Annotated in this window: 34 protein-coding genes and 2 pseudogenes; all 36 read right to left on the bottom strand. The window is 27.8% G+C overall.

The features are described from left to right. Positions 1–20: 20 nt before the first annotated feature. Positions 21–1190: a phosphopentomutase gene (locus tag LEQ07_RS01040; RefSeq protein WP_046823192.1), complete on the bottom strand. Its 1170-nt coding sequence runs from the start codon at positions 1188–1190 to the stop codon at positions 21–23. A gap of 25 nt (positions 1191–1215) precedes the next feature. Next, the gene (locus LEQ07_RS01035) at positions 1216–1782 is read right to left on the bottom strand and encodes a tyrosine-type recombinase/integrase (RefSeq protein WP_263329217.1); all 567 of its coding nucleotides are present in this window, start codon (positions 1780–1782) and stop codon (positions 1216–1218) included. A gap of 24 nt (positions 1783–1806) precedes the next feature. Beyond that, a complete protein-coding gene (locus tag LEQ07_RS01030; RefSeq protein ID WP_263329216.1) occupies positions 1807–2094 on the bottom strand; it encodes a site-specific integrase in 288 nt (95 codons plus the stop codon). An 11-nt stretch (positions 2095–2105) separates the two neighbouring features. Beyond that, positions 2106–2705, bottom strand: coding sequence for a hypothetical protein (locus LEQ07_RS01025; protein WP_046823194.1), 600 nt, complete (start codon positions 2703–2705; stop codon positions 2106–2108). A 65-nt stretch (positions 2706–2770) separates the two neighbouring features. After that, a complete protein-coding gene (locus LEQ07_RS01020; protein WP_046823195.1) occupies positions 2771–3301 on the bottom strand; it encodes an NUDIX hydrolase in 531 nt (176 codons plus the stop codon). Beyond that, positions 3273–4370, bottom strand: a complete 1098-nt coding sequence (locus LEQ07_RS01015; protein ID WP_046823196.1) for a DUF3866 family protein — start codon at positions 4368–4370, stop codon at positions 3273–3275. Before LEQ07_RS01015 ends, LEQ07_RS01020 begins: the two co-directional genes overlap by 29 nt. A gap of 4 nt (positions 4371–4374) precedes the next feature. Next, entirely contained in the window at positions 4375–5199 is an 825-nt protein-coding gene (locus LEQ07_RS01010; RefSeq protein WP_046823197.1) for a glycosyl transferase, read from the bottom strand. Between the two features lie 5 nt (positions 5200–5204). Next, positions 5205–5897: a glycosyltransferase family 2 protein gene (locus tag LEQ07_RS01005; RefSeq protein WP_021429728.1), complete on the bottom strand. Its 693-nt coding sequence runs from the start codon at positions 5895–5897 to the stop codon at positions 5205–5207. A gap of 168 nt (positions 5898–6065) precedes the next feature. After that, a complete protein-coding gene (locus LEQ07_RS01000; protein WP_263329215.1) occupies positions 6066–6785 on the bottom strand; it encodes a copper transporter in 720 nt (239 codons plus the stop codon). 19 nt (positions 6786–6804) lie between these two features. Continuing rightward, positions 6805–7926, bottom strand: a complete 1122-nt coding sequence (gene steA, locus LEQ07_RS00995; protein ID WP_021429752.1) for a putative cytokinetic ring protein SteA — start codon at positions 7924–7926, stop codon at positions 6805–6807. A 90-nt stretch (positions 7927–8016) separates the two neighbouring features. Continuing rightward, positions 8017–8697, bottom strand: coding sequence for a hypothetical protein (locus LEQ07_RS00990; protein ID WP_332842827.1), 681 nt, complete (start codon positions 8695–8697; stop codon positions 8017–8019). A 92-nt stretch (positions 8698–8789) separates the two neighbouring features. Further along, the gene (locus tag LEQ07_RS00985; protein ID WP_263329213.1) at positions 8790–9221 is read right to left on the bottom strand and encodes a hypothetical protein; all 432 of its coding nucleotides are present in this window, start codon (positions 9219–9221) and stop codon (positions 8790–8792) included. A gap of 93 nt (positions 9222–9314) precedes the next feature. Beyond that, positions 9315–10132 (bottom strand): annotated as a pseudogene (spo0A, locus tag LEQ07_RS00980) (sporulation transcription factor Spo0A). Between the two features lie 118 nt (positions 10133–10250). Continuing rightward, positions 10251–10445 carry a SpoIVB peptidase S55 domain-containing protein gene (locus LEQ07_RS00975; RefSeq protein WP_263329247.1) on the bottom strand — a complete coding sequence of 65 codons (195 nt, stop codon included), beginning with the start codon at positions 10443–10445 and terminating at the stop codon, positions 10251–10253. Between the two features lie 37 nt (positions 10446–10482). Further along, a complete protein-coding gene (locus tag LEQ07_RS00970; RefSeq protein WP_263329212.1) occupies positions 10483–11232 on the bottom strand; it encodes a SpoIVB peptidase S55 domain-containing protein in 750 nt (249 codons plus the stop codon). 100 nt (positions 11233–11332) lie between these two features. Then, entirely contained in the window at positions 11333–13018 is a 1686-nt protein-coding gene (recN, locus tag LEQ07_RS00965) for a DNA repair protein RecN (RefSeq protein ID WP_263329211.1), read from the bottom strand. 18 nt (positions 13019–13036) lie between these two features. Continuing rightward, entirely contained in the window at positions 13037–13846 is an 810-nt protein-coding gene (locus LEQ07_RS00960) for a TlyA family RNA methyltransferase (protein ID WP_263329209.1), read from the bottom strand. Between the two features lie 13 nt (positions 13847–13859). Next, entirely contained in the window at positions 13860–15722 is a 1863-nt protein-coding gene (dxs, locus tag LEQ07_RS00955) for a 1-deoxy-D-xylulose-5-phosphate synthase (RefSeq protein WP_263329207.1), read from the bottom strand. 43 nt (positions 15723–15765) lie between these two features. Continuing rightward, a pseudogene (locus LEQ07_RS00950) lies at positions 15766–16202 on the bottom strand (divergent PAP2 family protein). Positions 16203–16211: 9 nt separating this feature from the next. Then, entirely contained in the window at positions 16212–17099 is an 888-nt protein-coding gene (locus LEQ07_RS00945) for a polyprenyl synthetase family protein (RefSeq protein WP_263329206.1), read from the bottom strand. Between the two features lie 2 nt (positions 17100–17101). Continuing rightward, positions 17102–17317, bottom strand: coding sequence for an exodeoxyribonuclease VII small subunit (gene xseB / locus LEQ07_RS00940; protein ID WP_046821559.1), 216 nt, complete (start codon positions 17315–17317; stop codon positions 17102–17104). A 12-nt stretch (positions 17318–17329) separates the two neighbouring features. Beyond that, complete coding sequence (gene xseA, locus LEQ07_RS00935) at positions 17330–18526, bottom strand: exodeoxyribonuclease VII large subunit (protein WP_263329205.1); 1197 nt, start codon at positions 18524–18526, stop codon at positions 17330–17332. A gap of 114 nt (positions 18527–18640) precedes the next feature. Beyond that, a complete protein-coding gene (locus LEQ07_RS00930) occupies positions 18641–18961 on the bottom strand; it encodes a hypothetical protein (protein WP_263329246.1) in 321 nt (106 codons plus the stop codon). 35 nt (positions 18962–18996) lie between these two features. Beyond that, positions 18997–19164: a hypothetical protein gene (locus LEQ07_RS00925; protein WP_263329203.1), complete on the bottom strand. Its 168-nt coding sequence runs from the start codon at positions 19162–19164 to the stop codon at positions 18997–18999. Positions 19165–19168: 4 nt separating this feature from the next. Then, on the bottom strand, positions 19169–19378 hold the full coding sequence (locus LEQ07_RS00920) for a hypothetical protein (RefSeq protein WP_263329201.1): 210 nt from the start codon (positions 19376–19378) through the stop codon (positions 19169–19171). 90 nt (positions 19379–19468) lie between these two features. Next, positions 19469–19975 (bottom strand): transcription antitermination factor NusB, encoded by a 507-nt coding sequence (gene nusB, locus LEQ07_RS00915; RefSeq protein ID WP_263329199.1) that lies wholly within the window; start codon positions 19973–19975, stop codon positions 19469–19471. A gap of 93 nt (positions 19976–20068) precedes the next feature. After that, entirely contained in the window at positions 20069–20416 is a 348-nt protein-coding gene (locus LEQ07_RS00910; protein WP_046821566.1) for an Asp23/Gls24 family envelope stress response protein, read from the bottom strand. 156 nt (positions 20417–20572) lie between these two features. Continuing rightward, positions 20573–21217, bottom strand: coding sequence for a SpoIIIAH-like family protein (locus LEQ07_RS00905; protein ID WP_046821556.1), 645 nt, complete (start codon positions 21215–21217; stop codon positions 20573–20575). A gap of 78 nt (positions 21218–21295) precedes the next feature. After that, positions 21296–21844 carry a stage III sporulation protein AG gene (locus LEQ07_RS00900; RefSeq protein WP_021430047.1) on the bottom strand — a complete coding sequence of 183 codons (549 nt, stop codon included), beginning with the start codon at positions 21842–21844 and terminating at the stop codon, positions 21296–21298. 62 nt (positions 21845–21906) lie between these two features. Further along, the gene (locus tag LEQ07_RS00895) at positions 21907–22188 is read right to left on the bottom strand and encodes a hypothetical protein (RefSeq protein ID WP_263329198.1); all 282 of its coding nucleotides are present in this window, start codon (positions 22186–22188) and stop codon (positions 21907–21909) included. Between the two features lie 19 nt (positions 22189–22207). Further along, the gene (locus LEQ07_RS00890) at positions 22208–22423 is read right to left on the bottom strand and encodes a stage III sporulation protein AF (protein ID WP_263329197.1); all 216 of its coding nucleotides are present in this window, start codon (positions 22421–22423) and stop codon (positions 22208–22210) included. A gap of 12 nt (positions 22424–22435) precedes the next feature. Beyond that, positions 22436–23584 carry a stage III sporulation protein AE gene (gene spoIIIAE / locus LEQ07_RS00885; RefSeq protein ID WP_263329245.1) on the bottom strand — a complete coding sequence of 383 codons (1149 nt, stop codon included), beginning with the start codon at positions 23582–23584 and terminating at the stop codon, positions 22436–22438. A 36-nt stretch (positions 23585–23620) separates the two neighbouring features. Beyond that, entirely contained in the window at positions 23621–23998 is a 378-nt protein-coding gene (gene spoIIIAD, locus LEQ07_RS00880; RefSeq protein WP_226896653.1) for a stage III sporulation protein AD, read from the bottom strand. Between the two features lie 21 nt (positions 23999–24019). After that, a complete protein-coding gene (gene spoIIIAC, locus LEQ07_RS00875; RefSeq protein ID WP_021122904.1) occupies positions 24020–24217 on the bottom strand; it encodes a stage III sporulation protein AC in 198 nt (65 codons plus the stop codon). A 10-nt stretch (positions 24218–24227) separates the two neighbouring features. Beyond that, positions 24228–24749 carry a stage III sporulation protein AB gene (locus tag LEQ07_RS00870; RefSeq protein ID WP_046821553.1) on the bottom strand — a complete coding sequence of 174 codons (522 nt, stop codon included), beginning with the start codon at positions 24747–24749 and terminating at the stop codon, positions 24228–24230. Then, positions 24739–25707 (bottom strand): stage III sporulation protein AA, encoded by a 969-nt coding sequence (gene spoIIIAA / locus LEQ07_RS00865; RefSeq protein ID WP_046821552.1) that lies wholly within the window; start codon positions 25705–25707, stop codon positions 24739–24741. The genes LEQ07_RS00870 and spoIIIAA overlap by 11 nt, the downstream gene beginning before the upstream one ends. Positions 25708–25774 lie beyond the last annotated feature (67 nt).

Raw genomic sequence — 25774 nt, 5'->3', positions numbered from 1 at the left:
TTTTTCCTCCAACTAGATAATTATTTTATAATGTCATTTTTAAAACTATTACCATGTTTAGGCATTTTTACATTTAGTATATCAGCAACTGTAGCTCCTATATCTGCAAAACTACTTCTAGTTCCTAAATTTAATCCATCTTTAACCTTTTTACCATAAATCAACATAGGTATATACTCTCTTGTATGATCAGTTCCTTTATATGTAGGATCATTACCATGGTCTGAGTTTATAATTAATATATCATCATCTTTCATATTTTCTAATATTTCAGGTATTCTAGCATCAAATTCCTCTAATGCTTCTTTATATCCTTTAACATCTCTTCTATGACCATATTTAGAGTCAAAATCAACTAAATTTGTGAATATAAGACCATTGTTTTCTTTCTTCATGTAATTTATAGTTTGGTCTACTCCATCCATATTATCTTTAGTATGTATAGCCTCTGTTATACCTTGTTTATTAAATATATCTTCTATTTTTCCAACTCCTATAACATCTAGGTTTGAATTTTTAATATTATCTAAAACTGTATCTTCAAATGGACTTAAAGAGTAATCTCTTCTATTAGAAGTTCTTTCAAATGCTCCTGGTTGTCCAACAAATGGTCTTGCTATTATTCTTGCTACTGCATTATCACCCATCATTATTTCTCTTGCTATTTCACACATTTTGTATAACTCATCTAACGGAATTATTTCTTCATGTGCTGCAATTTGGAATACACTATCTGCAGAAGTATATACTATGACTTCTCCAGTTTTCATTTGTTGCTCTCCTAATTCATCTAGTATAGCTGTTCCAGATGCAGGCTTGTTTCCTATAACTTTTCTATTTGTCTTTCTTTCAAATTCATCTATTATTTCTTTTGGGAATCCATTTTCATATGTTCTAAAAGGTGTTTCAACTAAAACCCCTGTCATCTCCCAGTGTCCAGTTGTTGTATCCTTACCTTTAGATACTTCGCTAGCTCTACCGAATACGCCTATAGGGCTTTCAACACCTTCTAAGCTATCAATACCATCTATATTACCTAAACCTAATTTCAGCATATTAGGTAACTTTATATCTTTATAGTTTTTAACTATATTACCTAAAGTATTTACATTTACATCTCCAAATTTTTCTGAATCAGGAAGTGCTCCTATCCCAACACTATCAATTATCATCCATATAACTCTGCTCATAAAATTTTTCCTCCTAAATGTTAGTTTATTTTCTAGGATGTTTTTCCTTTAGTTCTTGTCTTATATTTTTATCTATACAATTTAAATAATATTGTAAACTTGATAAATTAGAATTTCCCAAAATTTTGCTGACTACAGCTATGTTTGCACCTTGATTTAATAAGTGTATAGCAAATGAATTTCTAAGAATAGTTGGATTTATACTTTTATTTATATTTGCTCTTTTTGCATGTTTCTTTATTAATTTCCAAAGACCTTGCCTTGTAAATCTAGTTCCATTAGAGTTTGTAAATAAAGCCTTTTCCTGGAAGTTAGTTTTTAAAATCTCGCTTCTTGACTTAGTTAAATAGTTATCTAAATATTTTTTTGTAGTTTTAGACATAGGTATTACTCTAGGATTTTTTCCTGATTTACAACAAATATAATCAAATTCTAAATTAACATCATCTAAATCTAACTCTATTAGCTCTGTTACTTTCATACCTGTCCCATATAAAATCTCAAATATAGCTTTGTCTCTTATATCTTTTACATTTTTAGGTTCAGGAAAATCTAGTAATGCCTCTATTTCTTCTAAACTTAAAATATCCATTTCTTTTTTTTCTATTTTAGGTTTTTATATTTTAGATATATTACTTTCTATGTATCTATTTAAAAATAAATATTCATAAAAAGACTTTATAGATGATATACTCCTAGAAATTGTAGCTGTAGATGCATTATTTTTTTCTAATTCTATTATATAACTTATTATATCATTTTCTGTTGTTTCAAATAAGTTAATACTTTTATTTTCTATATATGTTAAATACTTTTTTATATCTATAAAATAAGAGCTAACTGTATTTTCTGTTAACTTTCTTATAGATTTTATATATTCTATATATTCATTTAGTAGTTGCATATTGTAGTCCTTTAAAATATTTTTAGTGTTATTGTAGATATAGCATTTAAAATAGTTTGTGCAGATACACTAATCATTATTATAAGAAATGAGTTTATTATATACCTTTTCATTAAATATGTACAGTTTGTTTTATTTTGTTTTCTTACATTTTTTATAAATTCTTCAAAGTACTTAAATGATATTAGTGCTAGTATTATCATCCCTGGCAGTACTACTGAAAATTTAATAAGTGTCACACATAGCATTTTAAATGAACTAGCCTTCATAGCTATTATGAAAGTATTTATAGTATACCCTATCGATAAGCCTTTTACCGCAAAAATAATTAAAGCTACAGGTGCTAAAATTATGCTTAATGTACATATCGACATACCAGCTAATAAACTTAAGTCCATTTTTAAATTTGACATTAAAACTTCTCTTATTTTCATTCCTGAATCATAGTAACTATTTGTATAGGCTATGTTATGACTTATTACCTCTGTGTATTGAGGAAAAATTTTGTTTAACAATGATCCTAAAATAACAAATACTATAAACAAACTAGATATAATTATCATATCCTTACTTATTTTATCCAATGTGGTTCTTCTATGTACTCTTCTCAAAAACTACAACCCCCTCTTTTGTTCTTACATAATTTTTATGCAAGATAAGAGGAGGTTATTCCTAATTATAGAAGTTCTTTCGCAAGCAAAAGACCTATAGATGTTTTAGCATCTTCTATATCATTTTTATTAATCATTTCATATGCATCATTTAAATTAACTTCATGTAATTCTAAAAATTCATCTTCATCTAGACAACACTCACCCTTTTCTAAGTCTGTAGCTAGATAAACATATATTTTTTGATTAGAAAATCCTGATGATGTATAAAATTTATGTATTAATTTTATATTATTTGCACTATATCCAGTTTCTTCTTTTAGTTCTCTAATAGCACAGTCTTTTGGACTTTCTCCTTGCTCTAACTTTCCAGCAGGTATTTCCCATAAAGCTTTTTCTATTGCCTTTCTAAATTGTCTAACTAATAAAACCTTATTATCATCAGTTATAGCTACTATTCCAACTGCTCCAGGATGTTCTATTATTTCTCTTTTTTGATAGCCTTTTTTCGGAACTTCAACAGTATCTACTTTTAAACTTATAACTTTTCCAGTATATATCCTGTCACTACTTACTGTTTGCTCTTCTATTATCATAACAAACCTCCATTAAGTAATATGCTGCATTGCTTGCAGCATCAAAGAATTCACTATCTTGTTCATAATTTCTACCCATACTTTTAACTTTTAATCCAAAATAGTTTAAATCATCTAAAGTACTGCCTGGATTTATATATGCTATATTGTGCTTTTCATCTAATTTATTTTCTTTTATTTGGTTATTTACATAATTTAGTTTTTCTTTATCTTTAAGTCCTATAGGTATATTAACTCCTACATTTACTATTTCGTTTAATACAGTTATGCTATGATGACTTATACCTACATGTCTATCTCTTTTATCTGCAAAGCTCATTCTCGGAATTGCAATAGGATTTCCTCCTAGCTTTTTAACAGCATCTAGTATCGGACCTTGTTCTATACCTGTAAAACCATATTTAGTTCCTGTACCTGCTATTCCAGGCCCCATACTTACAAATACTGCATCAGCATTTAAAACTTCTTTTGCAGTTATTAATGCTGAATAAATATTTATACATTCATAGTCTCCTCCAAACGCATTACCTATAGTTATAGTGCCATCTATTAATTTTTTACTTTTTAGATTTTCTACATTCTTGCTTAAGTATATAGGCAGTGATGCCCCATCTGTCATTATATATACTAGTTTTTTATCTGGGTTATGTCTTTTGTATGATGCTACAAATGGAGTAAGCATACTATGCAATGTTCCAACTACAACAGGTAGTTTATCTAAGCTTTTAAACTCATTTATTTTATCATGTAGTTTACTATCTTGTTCTTCTACAGAATCTACTTTAACCTGTAAGGGTGTATATCTCAATTTCATAATATGACCACCCGGAGTCATATCAGATTCAATTTTATTTAAATTAGTTATTACAAAGTGATAACCACCGGTACCAAGACTTAATTCAACTGCAGTTGTATTTAATACAACTTCATCACCTATATCTACACTACCTGTCATCTTAGGATAATTATAAGCTTTTTCTATATTCCCATTAATATTTACAGTTATTTCTTCTAAGTTTTGTGACTTACTTTTTATAGATTCAACTACTCCAATTCTTTTACTTATCATAAGATTACCTTCCTAGCTTATCAATAAAATTTAAAACCTTATTATTTTCTATTATTTTTGTTAAAGAGTATTTTTCAGTAAGTACATGTATAAATACTAAAAATACTAACCATCCAATTCTTATAGGTCTAGCGTATCCTATAGCAATTAAGATACCTATAGATATACCTAATACATTAGATCCTGTATCTCCCATCATAGCTTTAGCTTTTAAATCATCAAAGAAGTATACAATTACACTCGGTAATAATATAAGAACTAAACCTTTAGGATAACCTACTAAAGTTAATAATAGCGTTATAATTATAACTAAATATACTTTTATTGCTCTTCCTGGTCTTAAATCTAGTAAATTCATTAAATTAGTAGATAAAGCGATTATTAAAGTGTTTATACATATATCAACTATATTTTTAGATATTGCAACTGATATAGCAAGACCTACAAATCCTCCAAATAACGCTTTAAATCCACCCGTTGTAAGATGTCCTTTAAATAAACTTTTAAAATGTCCCTTTAATCCACTTACATCTCTATTACCTACAATATCATCTAAAATACCTACTAAGCACATAGATAATAGTCCAAATATATACATAAATGTATATACTAAATCGCTATAGTTATTTGTAAAGTATACTAAAATAATACTATTTATAACTATCGTAGGTAGAAAAACTAATCCCATACTTACAGGTATCATATCTTTTTTATAATTTGGTCTTATTACATTACTCGACACCAACATATTTCTAAAAAATGGCATAACAACATAAGTTGTTACTATACCCACTAGTAGCATTATTATATACAGTATAATATCATTCAATAACACTACCTCCATTCTTTTCTCTTCTTATTAGCAATTTTCTTTATATGGTAGTATTGTTTGCCTCTGTGTATAAACCCTTTTAAATCTCTTCCTGTTTCATTGTGTGTCATATTAACTAAAATTTCTTTTATAGAATAACCATATTTTAATATGTCTATAGTCATTCCAACTTCAACTCCATACCCAAAAGGTATTTCATCAAATTTTTCTAAAACTTCTTTTTTAAATATTCTTTGACCTGATATAGTAGCATCTAACTCTACTCCTGTCATCTCAAATACTGAATCTTTAGCTAATCTTTTTACAAATCCCATCCCACCTTTTTTCTTAGCAGGTGGGAATTTTGCTATTGTTACATCAACTTCATTATTTATTACAGGTTTTATAAGCTTAATAGTTTCACTTGATGAACTACCTAAATCTCCATCTAAAAATCCTATTATGTCTGCATTTTCCATAGCTTTTTTTAATCCATAGTTTAATGCATAGCCTTTACCTCTATTTCTATCTAACTTAAAAACTTTTATTTTATCATTTACAATAGATTTAGCTGCTTTTTCAGTATTATCACTTGAACCATCATCTACAACTATTATTTCATTTATTTCTTCAATATCTACTACTCCTAGTAAAGTATCTTTTATTTTATTTTCTTCATTGTATGCAGGTATTATTATACTTACATAAGGATTCATATTTACATCTCCTTTATTTTTACTTAAATGGTATTATAGAGTCTACTTTATCTCCTATACCAAAGTTTCCTTTTTCTACAGAATCTCTAAGAGCGTAAACTAAAGATAGTTTACCTGTTCCTTGCTGTGAATTATTTATAGTTGGTATTTTATCTTTTTTATAGTTTTCTAAATCAGAGAATTTAACATCACTTTTTGAGTTCCTATTACATATTTACCATCTTCTTTTAATTTATCTATTATTGTTTTATCTATATTCGTAAACTTATCAGAAGATTCATTTGTATCTCCACTTGCCATAACAACTTGAGAACAGTCTAAATAGTTATCTGATAAATAATTTATTTTTATCATCTCTAATTTTTCTAATTGTTGTAGTTTATCCATAGCATTTTCTTCTTTTAAACAACTCATTATGTAATTAACTACATCTTTTTCAGTTTTTAATTGTAATTGTAATGCACTATTAAGTTCTTTTATTTTATCTTTATTAGTTAACCCTGATTTTAAAATAATATCATATGCTACACTTCCATTTGCATCTGTTATTGTCTTAGATATATCTTGAGTATAATCATAATTTTCTGTTGTTGATATTATTCCTACATTTTTACCTTGTAATTGGTCTTTTATTAATACTAAATAATTTTCATTTAAATAATTAACTATTTTTTTGTATTCGCTCTCTTTTTTGTCTAGTTTACCTTCTAATTCATCATTTGTTGTTTTTATGTCTTCAAACTTAGCATCTAAATCATCTATTATAGCAGCTTGTTGCTTACTAAGTTCTTGATCATAATTTAAGTTAAATCCTACTAGCATTCCTATTCCTAATGCAATAAATATAGCACCTATCGTTACTATATAATACTTCATATTTATATGCATGTTAATCCTCCTCAATTAATTACATCTGTAATAATAGTCTCATTTTTAATTCCATCAAGTGCATAAATTGTTGAACACTTGGAGAGAATGATGCAAGTATTAAAACTGGGAATAAAGCAGTTGCTATAAGTGCCCATATATACTTTAATTTTAATTTACTTCTATATAATAAGTTTACACCTTTTGCATCTATTAGCTTTGATCCTATTTTTAGTCTAACTAAAAATGTACTAGCCATACCAGGTCTTCCTTTTTCTAAGAAGTCTATCATATTAGAATGTGTTCCTACAGCTACTATAAGCTCAGCCTTATACTCATAGGCAGTAAGCATAGCTATATCCTCACTTGTTCCAGGCGCAGGAAATACCACAGCTTCCAATCCTAAGTCTTGTACTCTCTTAAGTCCAGGTGCTCTTCCGTCTGTGTATGCATGAACAACTATTTCTTTTGCTTTTTGTAAAGCCTCATCACTTACACTATCCATATCTCCTACAATTACGTCTGGAGTATATCCAAACTCTAGTAAAGCGTCAGCTCCACCATCTACACCTACTAATATAGGTTTCATTTCTTCTATGTACGATAATATTGTGCTTAAGTCTTGCTTATAGTCTTGACCTCTAACAACTATCAATACATGTCTATTCTTGTAGTCTGTACTTACTTTTGGTATTTCAACTTCTCCAAGAATAAGTCCTTTTTCTTTTTTAGCATAATCTATAGTATTATCTATAAATCTATCCAACTCTACAGCCAAATTTTCATATGCCAATCTTATCTTGTTATCAACTTCGTCTTTATCTAATACTTCTCCTTGGCCTAATAATTCTCCATCTCTATAGATTTTTCCATCTATAACTTCTATTATTTGCCCCTCCTGTAAGTTGTTGAATAGCTCTTCACCTACATTGTCTACAATAAGTATATTTTTATCTACAAGTATTCCAGGTCCTTTATTTGGGTATCTACCACTTATAGATTGAGATGCATTTATAACAAGTTTTATCTTTCCCTCTACTAATGAATTTGCAGCAACTTCATCTACATCTTTATGATTTATAACTGCTATTTCTCCGCCAGTAAGTCGCTTTGCAAGCCTTTTTGTTTTTCTGTCTACCTTAATAGGGGCTTCGACTCTCATACTTAAAACCTCCAATTTTCGTTTTTGAAATCACATTACATTATAGCATTATTTTACAACAATTTAAATAATTAAAATTGTGCTTGCTTCTTATAAGCTATTTATAATATTAATTAAATCTGTTTTATTGTTTATATTAGGATTTTCAATCACATTATATAGTAAAAAATTTAATTTTTCACCTATTTCCTTTCCTTTATAGCCTAAAGCATTTAAATCCCTTCCATTTAGTGCTAATTCTTTTAATGAATAACACTCTTTATTTAAATCAATTTCTTTAATTAAATTATTTATTTTATCATAATATTTCTTTTCAAATTCGATATCCAATACTTTTTTTACATATAATAAATAATTTAGACTTTCATGTCCTATTTCCTTTAAATAAATCTTTATAGCTATTTTATCATCGATTATTTTATTATCTAAATTATCTAAAATTGTAATGCATTGACTTTTTATTTTGTTAGAATATCTTAATAAATCCAATATTTTTTTGCTTTCGTTAATGTCCCCTAGAATATATATAAATATACTTAATCTTATTACTAAATCTTTTTTACTCGACTTAAGTTTAATTAAATCGTTTTTGTTCATTTTTACATTTTTTATTTTAAATATATCAAACAAATTTGCATCATAAAGTATATATATTTTTTCAGGATAATCACTAAGTAGAATTTTATTTAATTCCTCTTGTATTCTTTCTGAGCTTATATTTTTTATCAATTTTATATTTTTATAAATGCTTTCCAATGTTTTATTATCTATTTCGAAATTAAGCTTAGAACTAAATCTAACAGCTCTTATTATTCTAAGCCCATCTTCTTTAAATCTTTCATCTGCATCTCCTACTGTTCTTATTATTTTTTATTTATATCCTCTATCCCATTAAATGCATCAACTATTCCTACTTTATGATTATAGGCAATAGAATTTATGGTAAAATCACGTCTTTTTAAATCTTGTACTATATCACTTGTAAATTCTACAGATTCAGGTCTTCGGTTATCATTGTACGTTCCATCAATTCTATATGTTGTAATTTCATATTCATTTTTATTTTTTATTAAAGTTATTGTTCCATGCTTTATTCCAGTTTCAATTACTCTATAATTTTTAAAAATCCTGATTGTATCTTCAGGTTTTGCATTTGTAGTTATATCGTAATCGTTAGGTTTTATTCCTACAATTGAATCTCTTACACATCCGCCTACTATATAAGCTTCATATCCATTTATATATATATCATTTATTATATCTTTCACATCAATTGGCATATCTATTTTCATCATTTCACCTCAATTTAGTAAACTACTATATATTTTATACATTTACACAAAAAAATAAAGCCTTCAATTTATGAAGACTTTGTTTTTCATAATTTATTATTTAACCATGCTGTGTTCTAATCTTAATTTATCCGCAATCATCGCTATAAACTCAGAGTTTGTTGGTTTTCCTTTGTATTATGAACTGTATATCCAAATAATTGATTTATAGTATCAACCTTACCTCTGCTCCATGCAACTTCTATTGCATGTCTTATAGCTCTTTCAACCCTACTTGGAGTTGTGTTAAACTTTTTAGCTATACTTGGGTATAATTCCTTTGTTACTGCCCCTAATAATTCAACATTGTCTATAACCATCTTTATAGCTTCTCTTAAATATAAATATCCTTTTATATGTGCTGGAACTCCTATTTCGTGTATTATATTTGTTATTTCAGTTTCTATATTTCCTACATTTTTCACGAAATCAGTTTTAGTCATTTTTATATCCATATTATTATTTGATCTTGAATTAGAATCTACTACTGTATTTTTATTTGAAACTAATCCTCTTATTCTATTTATAAATATTACAAAGTCAAAAGGTTTAACTATGTAATAGTCTGCTCCTAAGTTTATGGCACTTTGTGTTATTTTATCTTGACCTACTGCAGATAATACTATTATCTTAGGCATTTTAGGTAAGTTCATAGAATTTAATTTTTCAATTACCCCTAACCCATCAAGATGTGGCATTATAACATCTAAAACTAATACATCTGGTTGTGTTCTTGAAACTAAATCTAAAGCTTCTATTCCATCCTTTGCAATTCCTAATATTTCAATATCATCCTCATTAGATAAATACTCTCTTAATACTTGACAAAAATCCCTGTTATCATCTGCTAAAACTATTTTTATTTTTTCGCTCATTAAATTTTCCCCCATAGAATTATAAATTTATTTAAATATTTTCTAATTTTTCACTAATAACCTATTCGACATTTAATATTCATATTCCTTCTGTTTATTTTTATTTTTATATATATACTTATATTATCATCTTATCTATAAAAATTCCATATCCTATTTTAGAGTTATCTATAAAAACATGCGTCACAGCTCCAATTATTTTATCATTTTGTATTATAGGTGCTCCACTCATTCCTTGAACTATACCTCCAGTATAATTTATCAATCTCTTATCTACTACTTCAATCACCATATCTTTATCATCTTTTTGTATTATTATTATTTATTTTTTATGTTTATTTGATATTTACCTATTTTCCATCTTTATTTTGAAATAAAATTATTGCTGGTCCAAGCTTTATATCTTTACTGTCACCAACTTCTAACATTTTTTCTTTTCCTTCATTATCATATGTCGTTAAATTGCCACTTATTCCAAAACTGTTATTTTTCTTAAAATTCCCTATAGATTTATCGCCATCAAATTCAGCTTTTATTTGCCCCACATGTTTAACTCCTCCCTTTTCAATCGAAATGTCTTCAGCATTATATATATTTCCACTCTTAACTTTTATCAGTTCATTTGTATCTACATCTTTTATTGGATGTCCTAATGCCGAAAATGTATTGTTTTTCGGGTTATAAAATGTCATAGTTCCTATTCCAGAAATTTTATCTCTAATCCAAATTCCAAGTTTATATTCGCTATTTTCTTTTTTAACTGGAACTTGCTTTGATATTCGCTCTCCATCCCTGTCAATTATTATCTCAACTAAAGCTTTATTATAGTTACTTAAAATCTTTTTTACATCTTTACTACTATATACATTAATTCCATTTATACTTATTATATTATCTCCAGCTTCCACTCCATCTATATAATCAACACTTGAATCTTCATTATCTAATACTAACATTCCATCTGTGTTAGCTCTTATGCCTACCACATTACCAAGTGGAACTAAATACCTTGTTTCTCTTTTATTTTCTGACTTCGATATTCCCAATATAAATATAGGTATTATTAAGACTAAAGATAAAACTATATATATTTTTCTCATTTTATATCGTCCCTTCATAAATTTATATACATATAGTTCCATTCTTTATTTATTTTTATCCAACTTAATCCAAATATAATTTTACGAAAAAGACACCTAATTAATTAGGTACTTTTTTTGCCAGTTCTATTATTTCACTAGCATGTTCCATTGTTTTTTCAGTTATATTACTTCCTGCTATAAGTCTTGCTATTTCATCTTTTCGTTCATTATCATCAAGTCTACTTATAACAGTAAATGTTCTTTCATTAGATGTCTTTTTCTCAATGCAATAGTGAGTATCTGCATTTGCTGCAATTTGTGGTAAATGTGTTATACAAATTATTTGCTTTTTCTTAGCTATCAATGATAATTTTTCTCCAACAATCTGAGCTGCTATACCACTTATACCTGTATCTATTTCATCAAATACAAGAGTGTCTATTTCATCTATGTCTGCTAAAATCGTCTTAAACGCTAGCATAAATCTAGACATTTCTCCACCTGATGCTACCTTATATATAGGCTTTATATCTTCTCCTAGGTTAAATGAAATCATAAATTCTATATCATCTTGTCCTTTTGTATTAAATGTAGATTTTCCAAACGATACTTCAAATACTACATTTTTCATGTTTAAGCTTTTAAGCTCATACAATAGTTTTTCTTGAAGGTTTCTTGCTACTTCTTTTCTTTTCTGAGTTAATTTTTCAGCTTTAATTTCTAAAACATCTTCAACTTTTTTAAGCTTTAATTTTAACTCTTCAACCTTTTCATCTCTATTTAAAATTTCATCTAATCTTTCATTTATTTTATCTTTATATACTAGAATTTTTTCTATTGTATCTCCGTATTTTCTTCTAAGAGTATTTATTTCATCCACTCTCTGCTCTATTTGTTCTAATTCATAAGGTGAAAAATCAATATTTTCTTTATAACTTCTAATGTCTCTAGATATATCTTGAAGCTCATACATTATTCGCTCTATTGTATCATTATAATCATTTAATTTTTCATCATATTGAGCTATGGCACCTAAATCACCTAGTGATTTAGATATAAGATCTACAGAATTTATACTTCCATCATATAAATTTAAATATGCATTATTTAAGTTAGTAAAAATCTTTTCACCGTTTCTATAGACGTCTCTTTGTTTTAATAAATCTTCATATTCATTTTCATTTAAATTTGCTGATTCTATTTCATTTATTTGAAATTTTATCAAGTCTATCTCTCTTTGAATTTGCATATCATCTTTATTTTCCGTTAGTACATTTAAAGCCTTTTTTACTTCATTGTATTCAATATATGTCTTTTCATAATCACTTTTAGATTCATATAAGAGTTCTTCTCCAAATAAGTCTAAAAAGTCAATATGAGTATCTTTATCAAATAAAACTTGATTTTGATGCTGTCCATGTATATCAATTAAATAGTTAGAAATTTCTTTTAAAAATGATACTTTTACATTTCTTCCATTTATTCTTGATATACTTTTTCCATCATTAAATATTTCTTTACTTATTATTATTTGATTATCCTCTTCTATATCTATTCCATTTTCTAGTAGCTTCTCTTTAAGTTTTTGATTATTAACATCAAATAAAGCTTCTACTAAGCCTTTTTCTGTGCCTTTTCTTAAAAAGGATCTATCATATTTTCCACCTAGACATAAACCTAAGGCTCCTATTATTATAGATTTACCTGATCCAGTTTCTCCAGTTAATATGTTTAGATTCTTGTCTATATCTAGCCTTAGTTCCTCTATTAATGCACAGTTTTTCATATATAATTCAAGGATCAATTTAAATCCCCCTCTTTATTACATTAAATTATGTGAATTATCTACAACTTTATCTATAGTTATTTTAAACTCTTCTTTATTATATTCATAACCTTCATTAGAGTTTTTTAAATGAATTAAATATTCAATGTTACCTTCAGGTCCTTTTATAGGAGAGTAATCTAATCCTAATATTGCAAACCCGCTTTCTGCTGCAAAATCTGCTATTTTTTCTATAACTTCTATATGTGTAGATCTTTCTCTTACTACACCTTTTTTACCAACCTTTTCTCTTCCGGCTTCAAATTGAGGTTTTATTAATGCTACTACTTGTCCACTTGGATCTAATAATTCTTTCGCTTTTGGTAAAACTAATTTAAGAGATATAAAAGAAACATCTATTGATGCAAATTGTCCAAATTCTTTAGTATCTTCTATAGTTACATGTCTTATATTTGTTCTCTCCATACATATAACTCTATCGTCTTGTCTAAGTTTCCAAGCGAGTTGTCCATATCCTACATCTATCGAAAATACTTTTTTCGCTCCATTTTGAAGCATACAGTCAGTAAATCCACCTGTTGATGCTCCTATATCTAAACAGACTTTATTTTCTAATGTTATGTCAAAGTTTTTCATTGCCTTTTCAAGCTTTAGCCCACCCCTACTAACATACGGTATAGGATTCCCTTTTACTTCTATTTTACTATCTTCTTTAACCTCTGAGCCAGCCTTATCACATCTTTGATTGTCTACGAATACTAACCCAGCCATTATAGCTTTTTTAGCTCTTTCTCTACTGTCAAAATATCCTTGTTCAACAAGTAATACATCTATTCTTTTTTTCATATAAATTACCTTTCTATCTTAATAAACTCTCAATTTGTTGAGCTATACCTGAAGATGAGATTCCACATTGTTCATATAATATGTTTACATCACCATGAGGAATAAATTCATCTTTAATACCAATATTTATAACCTCATTATCAAGTTTATTGTCTATAATAAATTTATTTATCCTACTTCCAAATCCTCCAGTAAGTACATTGTCCTCTACAGTAACAATATATTTATGATTTTTTACTAAATCAATTATTAGTTTTTCATCTATAGGTTTTAAAAATCTTGCATTAACTAAAGTCGGATTTATGCCTGATTTATTTAATATATTTACTGCTTCCATTGACTGTTTAACCATATTACCTATTGCTAATATAGCAATGTCTTTACCTTCAGTTAACAATTCATAAGTTCCAACTTTTATAGGTTTGTACTCACCCTTATCCACAAAGTAACTACTTCCTCTTGGATATCTAATAGCCATAGGTCCTTCTATTTCTAACGATAAGTCCATCATTAGTTCTAATTCCTTTGTATCTTTAGGAGCCATTACAGTCATGTTAGGTACATTATTTAAATAGCTTAAATCAAATATTCCATGATGTGTTTCTCCATCATTACCTACAAGCCCCGCTCTATCTATAAGTAATGTTACATTCTTACTAGTTATAGCAATATCATGTATTACCTGATCATATGCTCTTTGCAAGAAAGATGAGTATACTGCAAAATATGGTTTCATTCCAGCTTTTGCTAGTCCTGAACTAAATGTCACTGCATGCTGTTCTGCAATTCCAACATCATAATATCTATTTGGATATATTTCAGAAAACTTATTTAAACCTGTTCCTGATGGCATTGCAGCTGTTATAGCAACGACATTTTCATCTTTAGTTGCAAGATCTATCAACTTTTCTCCTACTACTGAAGATATACTCTTTGATGAAGATGGCTTTAATCCAGTTTTTATATCAAACTTAGAAACTCCGTGGTATTTATGAGGCTCATCTTCTGCAAACTTATAACCTTTACCTTTTTTTGTTATTACATGAAGTAATATAGGACCATTTTGTTGTTTTGCTTTTTCTAATGTTTTTACTATTTCATCTATATCATGTCCATCTATAGGTCCTACATAAGTTATTCCTAAAGAATCAAAAAAAGCACATTCTTGCAATGTAAAATTCCCCTTTATACTATCTTTTACTTTGCTTGCCGTTTTAGATAGTATATTTCCTCCAGGAGTAACACTTAATATTTTTTCAACTTCATCTTTAACCTTGTTTACAGTTGAATTTTTTATAATAGCTGATAAATGTTTAGACATTCCTCCAACATTTTCATCTATAGACATTTCATTGTCATTTAATATTACTATCATATTAGTATTTATGTATCCTAGATGGTTAAGAGCTTCTAAAGCCATTCCACCTGTTATAGATCCATCTCCAATTATAGATACTACAGAAAAATCTTCACCTTTTATATCTCTAGCACATGCAATTCCACTTCCTACAGATATAGATGTACTACTATGCCCTGTATCAAATATATCATGTTCGCTTTCACATTCTTTAGGAAATCCACTTAACCCATTAAATTGTCTCAATGTGTCAAATTGATCTTTTCTTCCTGTAAGTATCTTGTGAACATAAGCCTGGTGTCCTACATCCCATATAAATTTGTCCTTTGGACTATTAAATACTTTGTGTAGTGCTAAAGTAAGCTCTACAACACCTAAATTAGATGCTAAATGTCCACCTGTCTTAGAAACTGATCTCACTAAAAATTTTCTTATGTCTTTAGCTAATAAATCTAGCTCTTTAGTGCTCATTTTTTTTATATCTTTAGGAGAATTTACATTATTTAAATAATTATACATAACTTTCTCACCTTTTATCTAAGTAGTTTTTAGCATTAGTACTTTAACTAAATACCAATGCTGTAATAATTCCTAAAATAGCGCCGAAAAAACTTCTACTGGCGTATGTCCTACTAATTCCTTTAATTTTTTTTGTTCAATATGCTTTTTATGCTGTAAATCATCTACAATTTGATTTAATATTACTGCTTGCTTTCCAACTGCACGTCTTACTCCAGATGCATCATACATTATTATCATAGAAAACACTGCAACTACCGCGAATTCTGTTGAATTAAATCCATACTCCATTCCTACTAATGTAGATAAGGATGTAACAAAAGAACTATGAGAACTTGGCATACCCCCAGAAGTAAATATCCTAGATATTTGAATCTTTTTTTGATCTCCTGTAAAAATCTTAAAAAGTTGTGCCAAGAAACAAGCAAACATACTTATAAGCAACACTTTGTTGCTAAAAATTTCTGAAATAAAGCTCATCGTTCCTCCTTAATACTCTCTATCTACTATATAATCAGCTAAGTTGTTTAAAAACTCACTATCTTTATTTATATAATCAATACTCATTTTAGCTTCTGCTATTAATTTATTAGCAGTTTCTTTTGACTTTTCAAGTCCTATAAGTGATGGATAAGTAGATTTTTCATTATCTATATCACTTCCTACTTTTTTGCCAAGTTTAGCCTCATCTCCAACAATATCTAATATATCATCAACTATTTGGAATGATAACCCTATGTTTTTTGCATATTTAGTTACATTTTCTAACTCTTCTTCACTTGCTCCACCAATTATAGCTCCTGCTCTCATACATCCAATGATTATTGCCGCTGTCTTATTCATATGTATAAAGTCAAGTTTTTCCATATCTATTGATTTACCTTCACTTTCAATATCAACAACTTGTCCACCAATCATACCATATATCCCAGAAGCTTTAGCGATTTCATTTATAGCTTTTAAATATTTTTCTGGTTCACCTTTACTTAAAGACTCTCTAAGCATTATTTCATAAGCATAGTTTAAAAGTCCATCTCCTGCTAAAATAGCCATAGCTTCTCCATATACTTTATGATTAGTTTTTCTTCCTCTTCTAAGATCATCATTATCAAGAGCTGGAAGATCATCATGTATTAAAGAATATGTATGTATCATTTCTATAGCTACAGCGAATGGATATGCATCTTTTTCATTTCCCCCAACTAGTTTACAAGCTTCTAATGTAAGTATTGGTCTTAGTCTTTTTCCTCCAGCTTTTAAACTATAATTCATTGAGTCAAATATAGTTTTTTGATATCCTTCAACTTTAGGCATATAATCATTTAATAAATCTTCTATATTTGCAACTCTATTTTTTAATTCTTCTTTAAAATTCATAACTACTCCTCCTCTATACTAAAGGGTACCTCTTTCCCATCTTTGCTAAATTTATCTATTTTTAAATTTGCTTCATCCAATAATTTATTACAATGACTATAAAGTTTTATTCCCTCTTCATATAAATTAAGAGAGTCATCTAAGCTTGTAGTTCCAGACTCCAATTTATTTAAAATTTCTTCCAGTCTTTGATAAGCTTCTTCATAAGATAAATTCATTTTTATACCTCTTTAATCTTTAATTTTTTCAATTATACAGTCAGCTGTACCATCTTTAAATTTAATTGCTATACTATCCTTTTCTTTTAGGCTATTTATTGTATTTATAGTAGTTTTATCCTTTTGTACTATACTGTACCCTCTATCTAATGTAGCAAGTGGACTTAAGCTATGCAAAAGAGATCCACTACTATCTAAACTTCCTTTTTTAAGTTTTACTACATCATTAATCTCATTAGTTATTTTATCATATATTATATCGATTTGTATAATTTTATCTCTTATTATATAGGACTTAACAATAGTATTTAATCTATCATAAACATTATTTAATTTATTTTTATCTAGCTTAGATTGATTTATAAGAGCCTTATCTAATCTATCTTTAGAGTTTTTTAACTTGTATAATAAATCATCTAATTTTGGGGTTGCTATTTCTGCAGCTGCAGATGGCGTAGGTGCCCTCATATCAGCCACAAAGTCAGCTATTGTAAAGTCTGTCTCATGTCCTACAGCTGAAATTATAGGTATGTGCGAACTAAAAATTTCTCTTGCAACGCTCTCTTCATTAAAAGACCATAATTCCTCTATGGATCCCCCACCTCTTCCAAGTATTATTGTATCTACATTATTAGCATTATTAAAAAATTTAATTCCTTCACATATCTGTTCAGAAGAGTTTTTTCCTTGAACTGAAACAGAATAAAGCTTTATATTTACTTTTGGATACCTACGCTTTACAACATTAATTATATCTTTTATAACTGCTCCTGTCTCAGATGTTATTATACCTATGTTTTTAGGCATTTTAGGTATAGTCTTTTTATATCTATAGTCAAATAATCCTTCTTTTTCTAGCTTTTCTTTTAATTTTAGAAATTCTATATACAAATTTCCAACTCCATCTAATTCTACATTTTCTATATATAATTGATATGATCCATCTCTTTCGTACACAGATATATATCCTGTTGCTATAATCTTCATCCCATCTTCTAAGTTTAGTGAACTATCATAATTGTTTTTGAAAATTACGCAGTTTATTTTAGATGATTTATCTTTCAGGGTCAGATATACATTTTTGCTACTATGAACTTTAAAATTTGAAATTTCACCTTTTACTTTTAAGTTATATAAAACTGCATCATTAGTTAAGATTCTTTTTACGTATGAATTAACTTCACTTACATCTAAAGCTCTTAATTTCATAGCTATTCTCCTATAAATTTATTTAATCCTATAAGTGCACAACCTAATGCATTATCTGTGCTATATTCAGGTTTTGTAAAAAGCTTGTTACTTTATCTTTATATAGTTTTTGACTTAAGCTTTTTTTATATATTTGCTTGATGCAACCCCTCCAGCAAATACAACTTCGCTTATATCATACTCTTTACATAAAAATTTAAGCGCTTTATACAAACTTCTCACTATCGAGTCCATTAGTGACTTAGATATATATTTTTCATCAAAATCATTTTTCAGCTTAGTGATTTGATTTTCTATTCCAGATAGATTCATATACCCATCTTTTACAGATGTCTTTATTCCTACATCTATATTTTGATTACATTCTGAAGCATTTTTATCTATATATTTTCCACATGGAAATTCATACCCTAATTGAACACCTAATCTATCTATTAATTGCCCAAAACTTATATCTTTACTTCCACCTATTATTGTAATGTTTGAGTCATCATTATTTTTTCAACTAATAATATTTCTGTTGTTCCTCCGGACATATGAACAGAAATAAATTTATTACGTTTTAATTTTTTTTCATACAAGCTGGCTTCAATATGATTTTCTTGATGAGTTGTTGAATATAAATTAATATTATTCATACTGCTAAATAATTTGCAAATTATATCCTACTGTAAATGCAGGCATATATGAATCTTTTATGGGCCTTGGCTTTTCAGATGCACATATTGCACATATATTATATCCGTTCATTATATTTTTTAATTCTTCACTTATTTCCCCCAAATTATTTACATGTTGAAATACCATTTCGCTTTGTCTTAACCCTTTTGAATCTTTCTTTACTTTTAACATGATTTTTTATTAAACACTATACTTTTTTCTAAAGATATAGCTGCTATAGAAGTTGTATAGCAGCTAGTATCTATTCCTATTATTATATTTTTATTTTTCTCCAATTTCACTTACAACACTTCCTAATATTCCATTTATAAATTTAGGAGATTTGTCATCACAGTAAAGCTTAGATAATTCTATCGCTTCATTTATAGAAACTTTAGTAGGCATTTCTGCCATGTATAGTATTTCACAAATAGCAAGTCTAAGTATTGCTAAGTCTACTTTAGCCATTCTATTTATAGTCCAGTTTTTAGCATATTTATTTATTAAAGAATCTATGTTTTCTTTATTTCCGTTAAAGCTTTCAACTAGTTCTTTGCTATATTTTAAATCAATAAACTGACTTAAATCTGTTTCTCCTAATTCAACGTCCGCTTCATCTGAAAATTGTAATTTTAATTCCTCGTATCTATTCTTTATGTATTCAAAGTTATCATTTAAGAAGTTTTCTAATTTAGCATTTAAATCAGTTAAATCCTCTTTATTCATGTCTATTTGGTATATAAACTTCATCATATACTCTCTCGTCGTTATCATTTTAGCTTTTCTCATTTGCTTATTCCTCCTTTGAATTTAGTATATACATATTTACTCATAAAAAAACCCTCTGATTTTCAGAGGGAAATATTAATTTATCGTAGATGATTACTTTGCTTCTGCCTTATCAACTTTTTCTTTTTTAAAGTTGATTCCTTGAACATGTATATTAACTTGAGAAACTTTTAATCCAGTCATTGTTTCAACTGTATTTTTTACATTTTCCTGTACTTTAAAAGCTATATCAGGTATAGATATTCCATAATCAATTATTATCATAACATCTAGGATAACTTCGTCTTCCTCTATTTGTATCTTAACACCATTATTCTTTAGTAATTTATCTGTGAATGTCGATGTAGTTCCTACTCCTTCTACTTCAATAGCTGCTAATCCTGCTATAGTAGCGATGACATCATTTGATATCTTAACTTGTCCAAAGTTATTATTTTCCATCATATATCACATCCCTATATAAACTATTTTATTATATAATAATACCAAATAGAGCTTTAATTTGCAATAAAAAGTTCGATTTGCTTAATCTAGTATTTATGTCACTCATTTATTTCTCCACATAAAAAAGCCCCAGTATAACTGAGGCATTTATACTTATTTAGAATTACTGCTCATAAGTTTTATATTATCATAGTTAACTTTTGACTCATTTGCAACTAAATCGAATATTTTAGCTGCATCTTTTTGTTGCAATTCTTTGTTTACTACTACATTAACAGTTTCTTCACTTATGTACACTAATGAATCTTCAAATCCTTTTGCACCTAATAAATCTTCTATTTTAATTTCTAATTCTTGATCTTTTACAAGCTGTAATTTCATATTAGAGGCTTGCTTTCTAGTTTCTTCTGATGTAGATGGATTATTTATTATTTCATTTAAATCTTCTGTTAATTCATTTCTTTGTTTTTCTCTGTTCATTTTCATATCTACTGCATATGATGCTTTTTTCATGTTTTTATCAGAAGTCATTTTCTTTTCTATCTCTTTGCTAGTTTCTTTAGCTTTTTCATTAACTATAGTGTCTTTACTATCTACAACTTTAACATCTTTTTTCGAATCCTTTTTGTCATCATTTTTTGATAATTGAGCGTCTTCATACATTTCCATTTCTTTAGATGCTTCTAATACAGATTTTTTACTTAAATTATAATTTACTGTCCCAACCACCACTAACATAAGTGTTAATGACATTACGACAAACCCTCTACTTTTAAACATACTTTTGTTAAATTTCATTTATACTCCCCCTAATTAATAATTATATTCTTGTAATATTTATATGTACGAGCTTTTTTATTATGAATATTTTTTTAACTATTTAGAATAAATTTCAACTTGGTGTCCTGAAACCTGAAGTGATGTTTGAACTGCTGAGTATAGACTTTGTTTTACAGTTGGGTCACTAGCCCCACTAGAAACTACTATAACCCCTTTTATTTCTGGCTCTGATGTTTTTATAACTACAGGCTTACTTTCTCCTGAAGTTATCATTGTTTTATTTTCACTTGACGTAGTAACTGTTCTTTCTCCACCTTGAGCATCTTTTTCAGTTGTCTCTTCCTTTGTAGCATTTGAGTTAAATGCTGGTTCTATCTGTTCCCCAGATGAAAAAGTAATCATCACGTCAACTTCTCCCGCTCCCTCGATTTGAGATAATATATTTTTAAGTTGACTTTCTAAATCATTATCTTTTTTTACTTCTACTTGTGCAGACTTTTGATCTTTGTTTTCCTCAAAAGTTTCTTTGTCTTTTTTGTCAACTGGATTTTTTGTAAATATAGCTAGTCCCATAATACACACAAACGACAGCGCGGCTAGAGTGTATATCTTTTTCTTATCGTCTTCCTTTAAGTTTTTAAACATACCTATTCTCAACCCCTATTTATCAATTTCTATATTTTCAACGGATATATCAAGTATGTCTACTAAGCTCTTTTTAACTTCATCTTTTGATTTTGTATCTTTATCATTTGAGCTTTCTTTAAATACTTGTTTATCTTTTCACCCTCACTAGATTGTATCGTCCTTTTTTCTTCTTTATTACTATTTTCTTTAACCTTAACTTTACTTACATCTGATCCGTCTAATTCAATATCTTCAAGTTCATAACCATATTCATCTAGTTTTAATTCTAATATGCTTTTTAATCCATCTTCATACCCAGACTTTATGCTTTTTCCCCCTGTGTCTTTAGCTAGACTATTCATGCTATCAACATATTGTTGATTATATTTCGTATATGTTTTTAATAATTTGTCCTCTAAACTTGTTCCATCTGAAAAAATTAATGACTGGATTTATAGCAATGAATATAAATATAAAGTTTAAAACTAGATTAATATATGACTTTAACTTTGAAGAAGGAAGAATCATATTAACTATGTTAACTATAAAGGCTGCAATTAAAATACTTATTATCCAAGCTTTAATACTCTCTAACATATATTCCTCCTTTTACTGTGCAACAACACTAATAGAAACTACTATTGCTATAGTAACGAAAAACATTATTGTTATAGCTATGATACATGCTAACATTATTGCCATAAGATTTGAAATCTCATTTAAAAAGTTTGAAATGCTATCTTCTCCAACTGGTTCTACTATCATTGCTGAGGTTTTATAAACTAATATTATTGAAATGATTTTTATTATAGGAATTAAGCATATCCCTACTAATATTATTAGCCCCACTCCTCCAAATAAGTTTTTTATAAGTTGAGATGAAGATAATATTATATCAAATGAGTCTGATACAAATCCGCCTACAACAGGTATAAAATTTCCTATCGCAAACTTAGTACTTTTAACTGCAAATCCATCTAAACTCTTAACATACATACCCTGCATAGATACTAAAGCTAAATATATAGTAAATATGGCTCCAATTGTTATCAGATTTATTTGCTTTATAAAAGATGCCAATTTTTTAAGTTTTATACTATTAGATAAATTATTTATAACAAGTATTGCAAACCCTATGGTAATTGACACAAATAGAAAGTTTTTAAAAACTATATTTATAAATGTTACTCCTCCCATAAATATAGGGGTCATAACAGTAGATGTCATAGGAAATCCCATTACCACTAAAAATGTTATTAATATTGGCATTAGTATCTGCATCAAATTGATCATGCTATCAATTGTGGTGTTACATATATTTAAAACATCTTTAAATCCTACTAATGTTAAAGTTACCATTACTATAAATACAATATAGGTTGTTACTTGGCTTATTGCTCCAGATGAAAATGAATTATCTAAACTTTTTAAAATAGATGATAATAGCGCTAAGACAAATATTATTGATGCAACTTTTAAACTTGCTCTCAATTCATCGAATAAGAATAGTTTAAGGCCCTCTTTATCAAATAAATCTAGCATTGTTTTCTTACCAGATATTAAATCTTTCATAAATGTCTTAAGATCTACATCTTCTATAAATTTTTCATCTTTTATTTGATTTTGAATTTCTTGTAAATTAATTTTATTTAATTGTTCACTTATATATGTATCTACACTTTCTTTTACTTTTTTATCATTTTCTTCTTGTGCAAATGAAACATTTGCAAATGTTAGCCCCATTAGTATACATAAAATTATACTAGTTACAATTTTTCATAAGTAATCATTCTCCTATGGAATCAAATTTAAAATCATATCAACAATAGATATTAATATAGGGAATGACATAGTCATAACTATAATTTTTCCTCCGAATTCAAGCTTAGCTGCAATATTTCCTTCCCCACAGTCTTTACATATCTGAATAGCAAACTCCATTAAGTACGCTATTCCTATAAGTTTGATTATTAAAGATATATATATAGTAGGTATGTTAGCCTTATTTGCTAATTCATTTATACTTTCAATTATAAAATTGAATTTATAGGTTACAGAAAGTAAAATCATAATTCCTGTTAATATCCCTATAAACATAGCCATTTCTGGTCTATCTTTTTTTATAATTAAGCATAATATAGTAGATATAAGCGCAAGACCTACCAATTTCATTACATCCAAAAGATCTCCCCCTTAATATAACTGAAACATCGTTCTAACTGCATTAAATAGATCATTTATTTCAGTTATTACCATCGTAAGAACAATTATCACACCTGCAAGAGTTGTTAAGGTAGTCCAATCTTTTCTATCAGTCTTCTCAAGAACCATATTTAAAACAGATATCAATAACCCAATCCCTGCAACTTTAAAAATCAAAGTTATATCCATATTAACCCTCCTATATTAAAAGTATCCCTATAACTAACCCAATTATAGTAGATAGTTTTCTGTATACTATACCTTTTTTCTCTACATCTTCTTTACTTTCTGTTGTGAGTTTTTTTAAATTTTCAATAGATAAATCAATCATCCTCTCTTGAGAATAAACATCTCCTTTTCCAAGAGTAAGTATTAATTTTTTTAATTCATCTACCTCCTTATCTTGAAAGTAACTTTCTTTAATCATAAAATCAGCATTCTTTGATAATATAGTTTCTAATGTTTTGCTATTATCTTCTTTTAGATCTATACTCATATGTTTAAAGAAAGATCCAAGTGAAAATTCTTTATTTTCTCCTATCCTATAAAATATTTCTTCCAATGTGTACAATCCAAATGATAAGTCCATTCTCATTACCTCTAATATCCTTATGAGCTCATTTAACTGTTTATGCCTTTTTGTATAAGCTTTGTATAAATATTCTCCAATCAGATAGCTACATGCTACTAAAATACTTATTAGAGCTATTTTAATTTGCAAAATACCACCTCTTTTCTTCTAAGTCATATATTTTTTCAATTGTCCCTGGTCCATTTTTAGCCGAAAGTATTATTACTTTTTTGAATAATTCTTTATCAAGTAATTTGCTTAATTCCTTTCTTTCCCTTATATCTTCTATGGAATTCCCATGTACTGTCGTTATTAAGCTAACTCCCCCATTTAAAGCTGTGTACAGAGCTTTTATTTCCTTTTCACTACCTATTTCATCCGTTACTATTAAGTTAGGTGACATAGCCCTAAGTAACATCATTATCCCTATATCTTTTGGGCATGTTTCTATTATGTCTGTTCTTATTCCAACGTCCATCTGAGCTATTCCTAAATATGATCCTGAAATCTCATTCCTTTCATCTATAAGAGCTACTTTAATTCCATTAAACCCTTTTTCTTTGTTCCCATTACTTAAATTTCTAACTATATCTCTAAGTAATGTTGTTTTACCACATTGTGGTGGTGAAATTATTAAAGTATTATTTACTTCATTAGAACTCTTAATTATGTGGTTTAATACTTTTTCAGAGCAATTTAATACCTCTCTAGAAATCCTTATATTTAAAGATGATATGTGCTTTATATTTTTAACTTGTCCATCTTCAATTATTACCTTTCCAACTATTCCAACTCTATGCCCACCTTTTAATGTTATAAACCCTTTTTTAATGTCATCTATAAATGAATGAATTGAATATTTGCACATAAGTTGAAATGTCTGTTCTATATCTTCTTTTTTTACAACATACGAATTTGAATTTTTTATATCTAGCTTGTTCATAGAGTTATTATAAAAATAGTCTCTATTATTAGAATTTATTATTAATGGTTTCTCTACTCTAAGTCTTATTTCTTCTATATTTAGATCTTCATATTGTACATTTATTATTTTTTCTCTTAGCTTAGGCGGTAGAGAATTTAAAATTTCATCTGAAAGTTTATTCATAGCCCTTGTCCTCCTTTGTTTATATAATTATATTTTCAAGGTTAAATATTTATGACAAACAAAAGAA

It is taken from the genome of Paraclostridium sp. AKS73 (assembly GCF_025671395.1).
In the GTDB taxonomy this organism is placed as follows: Bacteria; Bacillota; Clostridia; order Peptostreptococcales; family Peptostreptococcaceae; genus Paraclostridium; species Paraclostridium benzoelyticum.
This window is presented reverse-complemented; position numbering and strand designations above follow the sequence as displayed.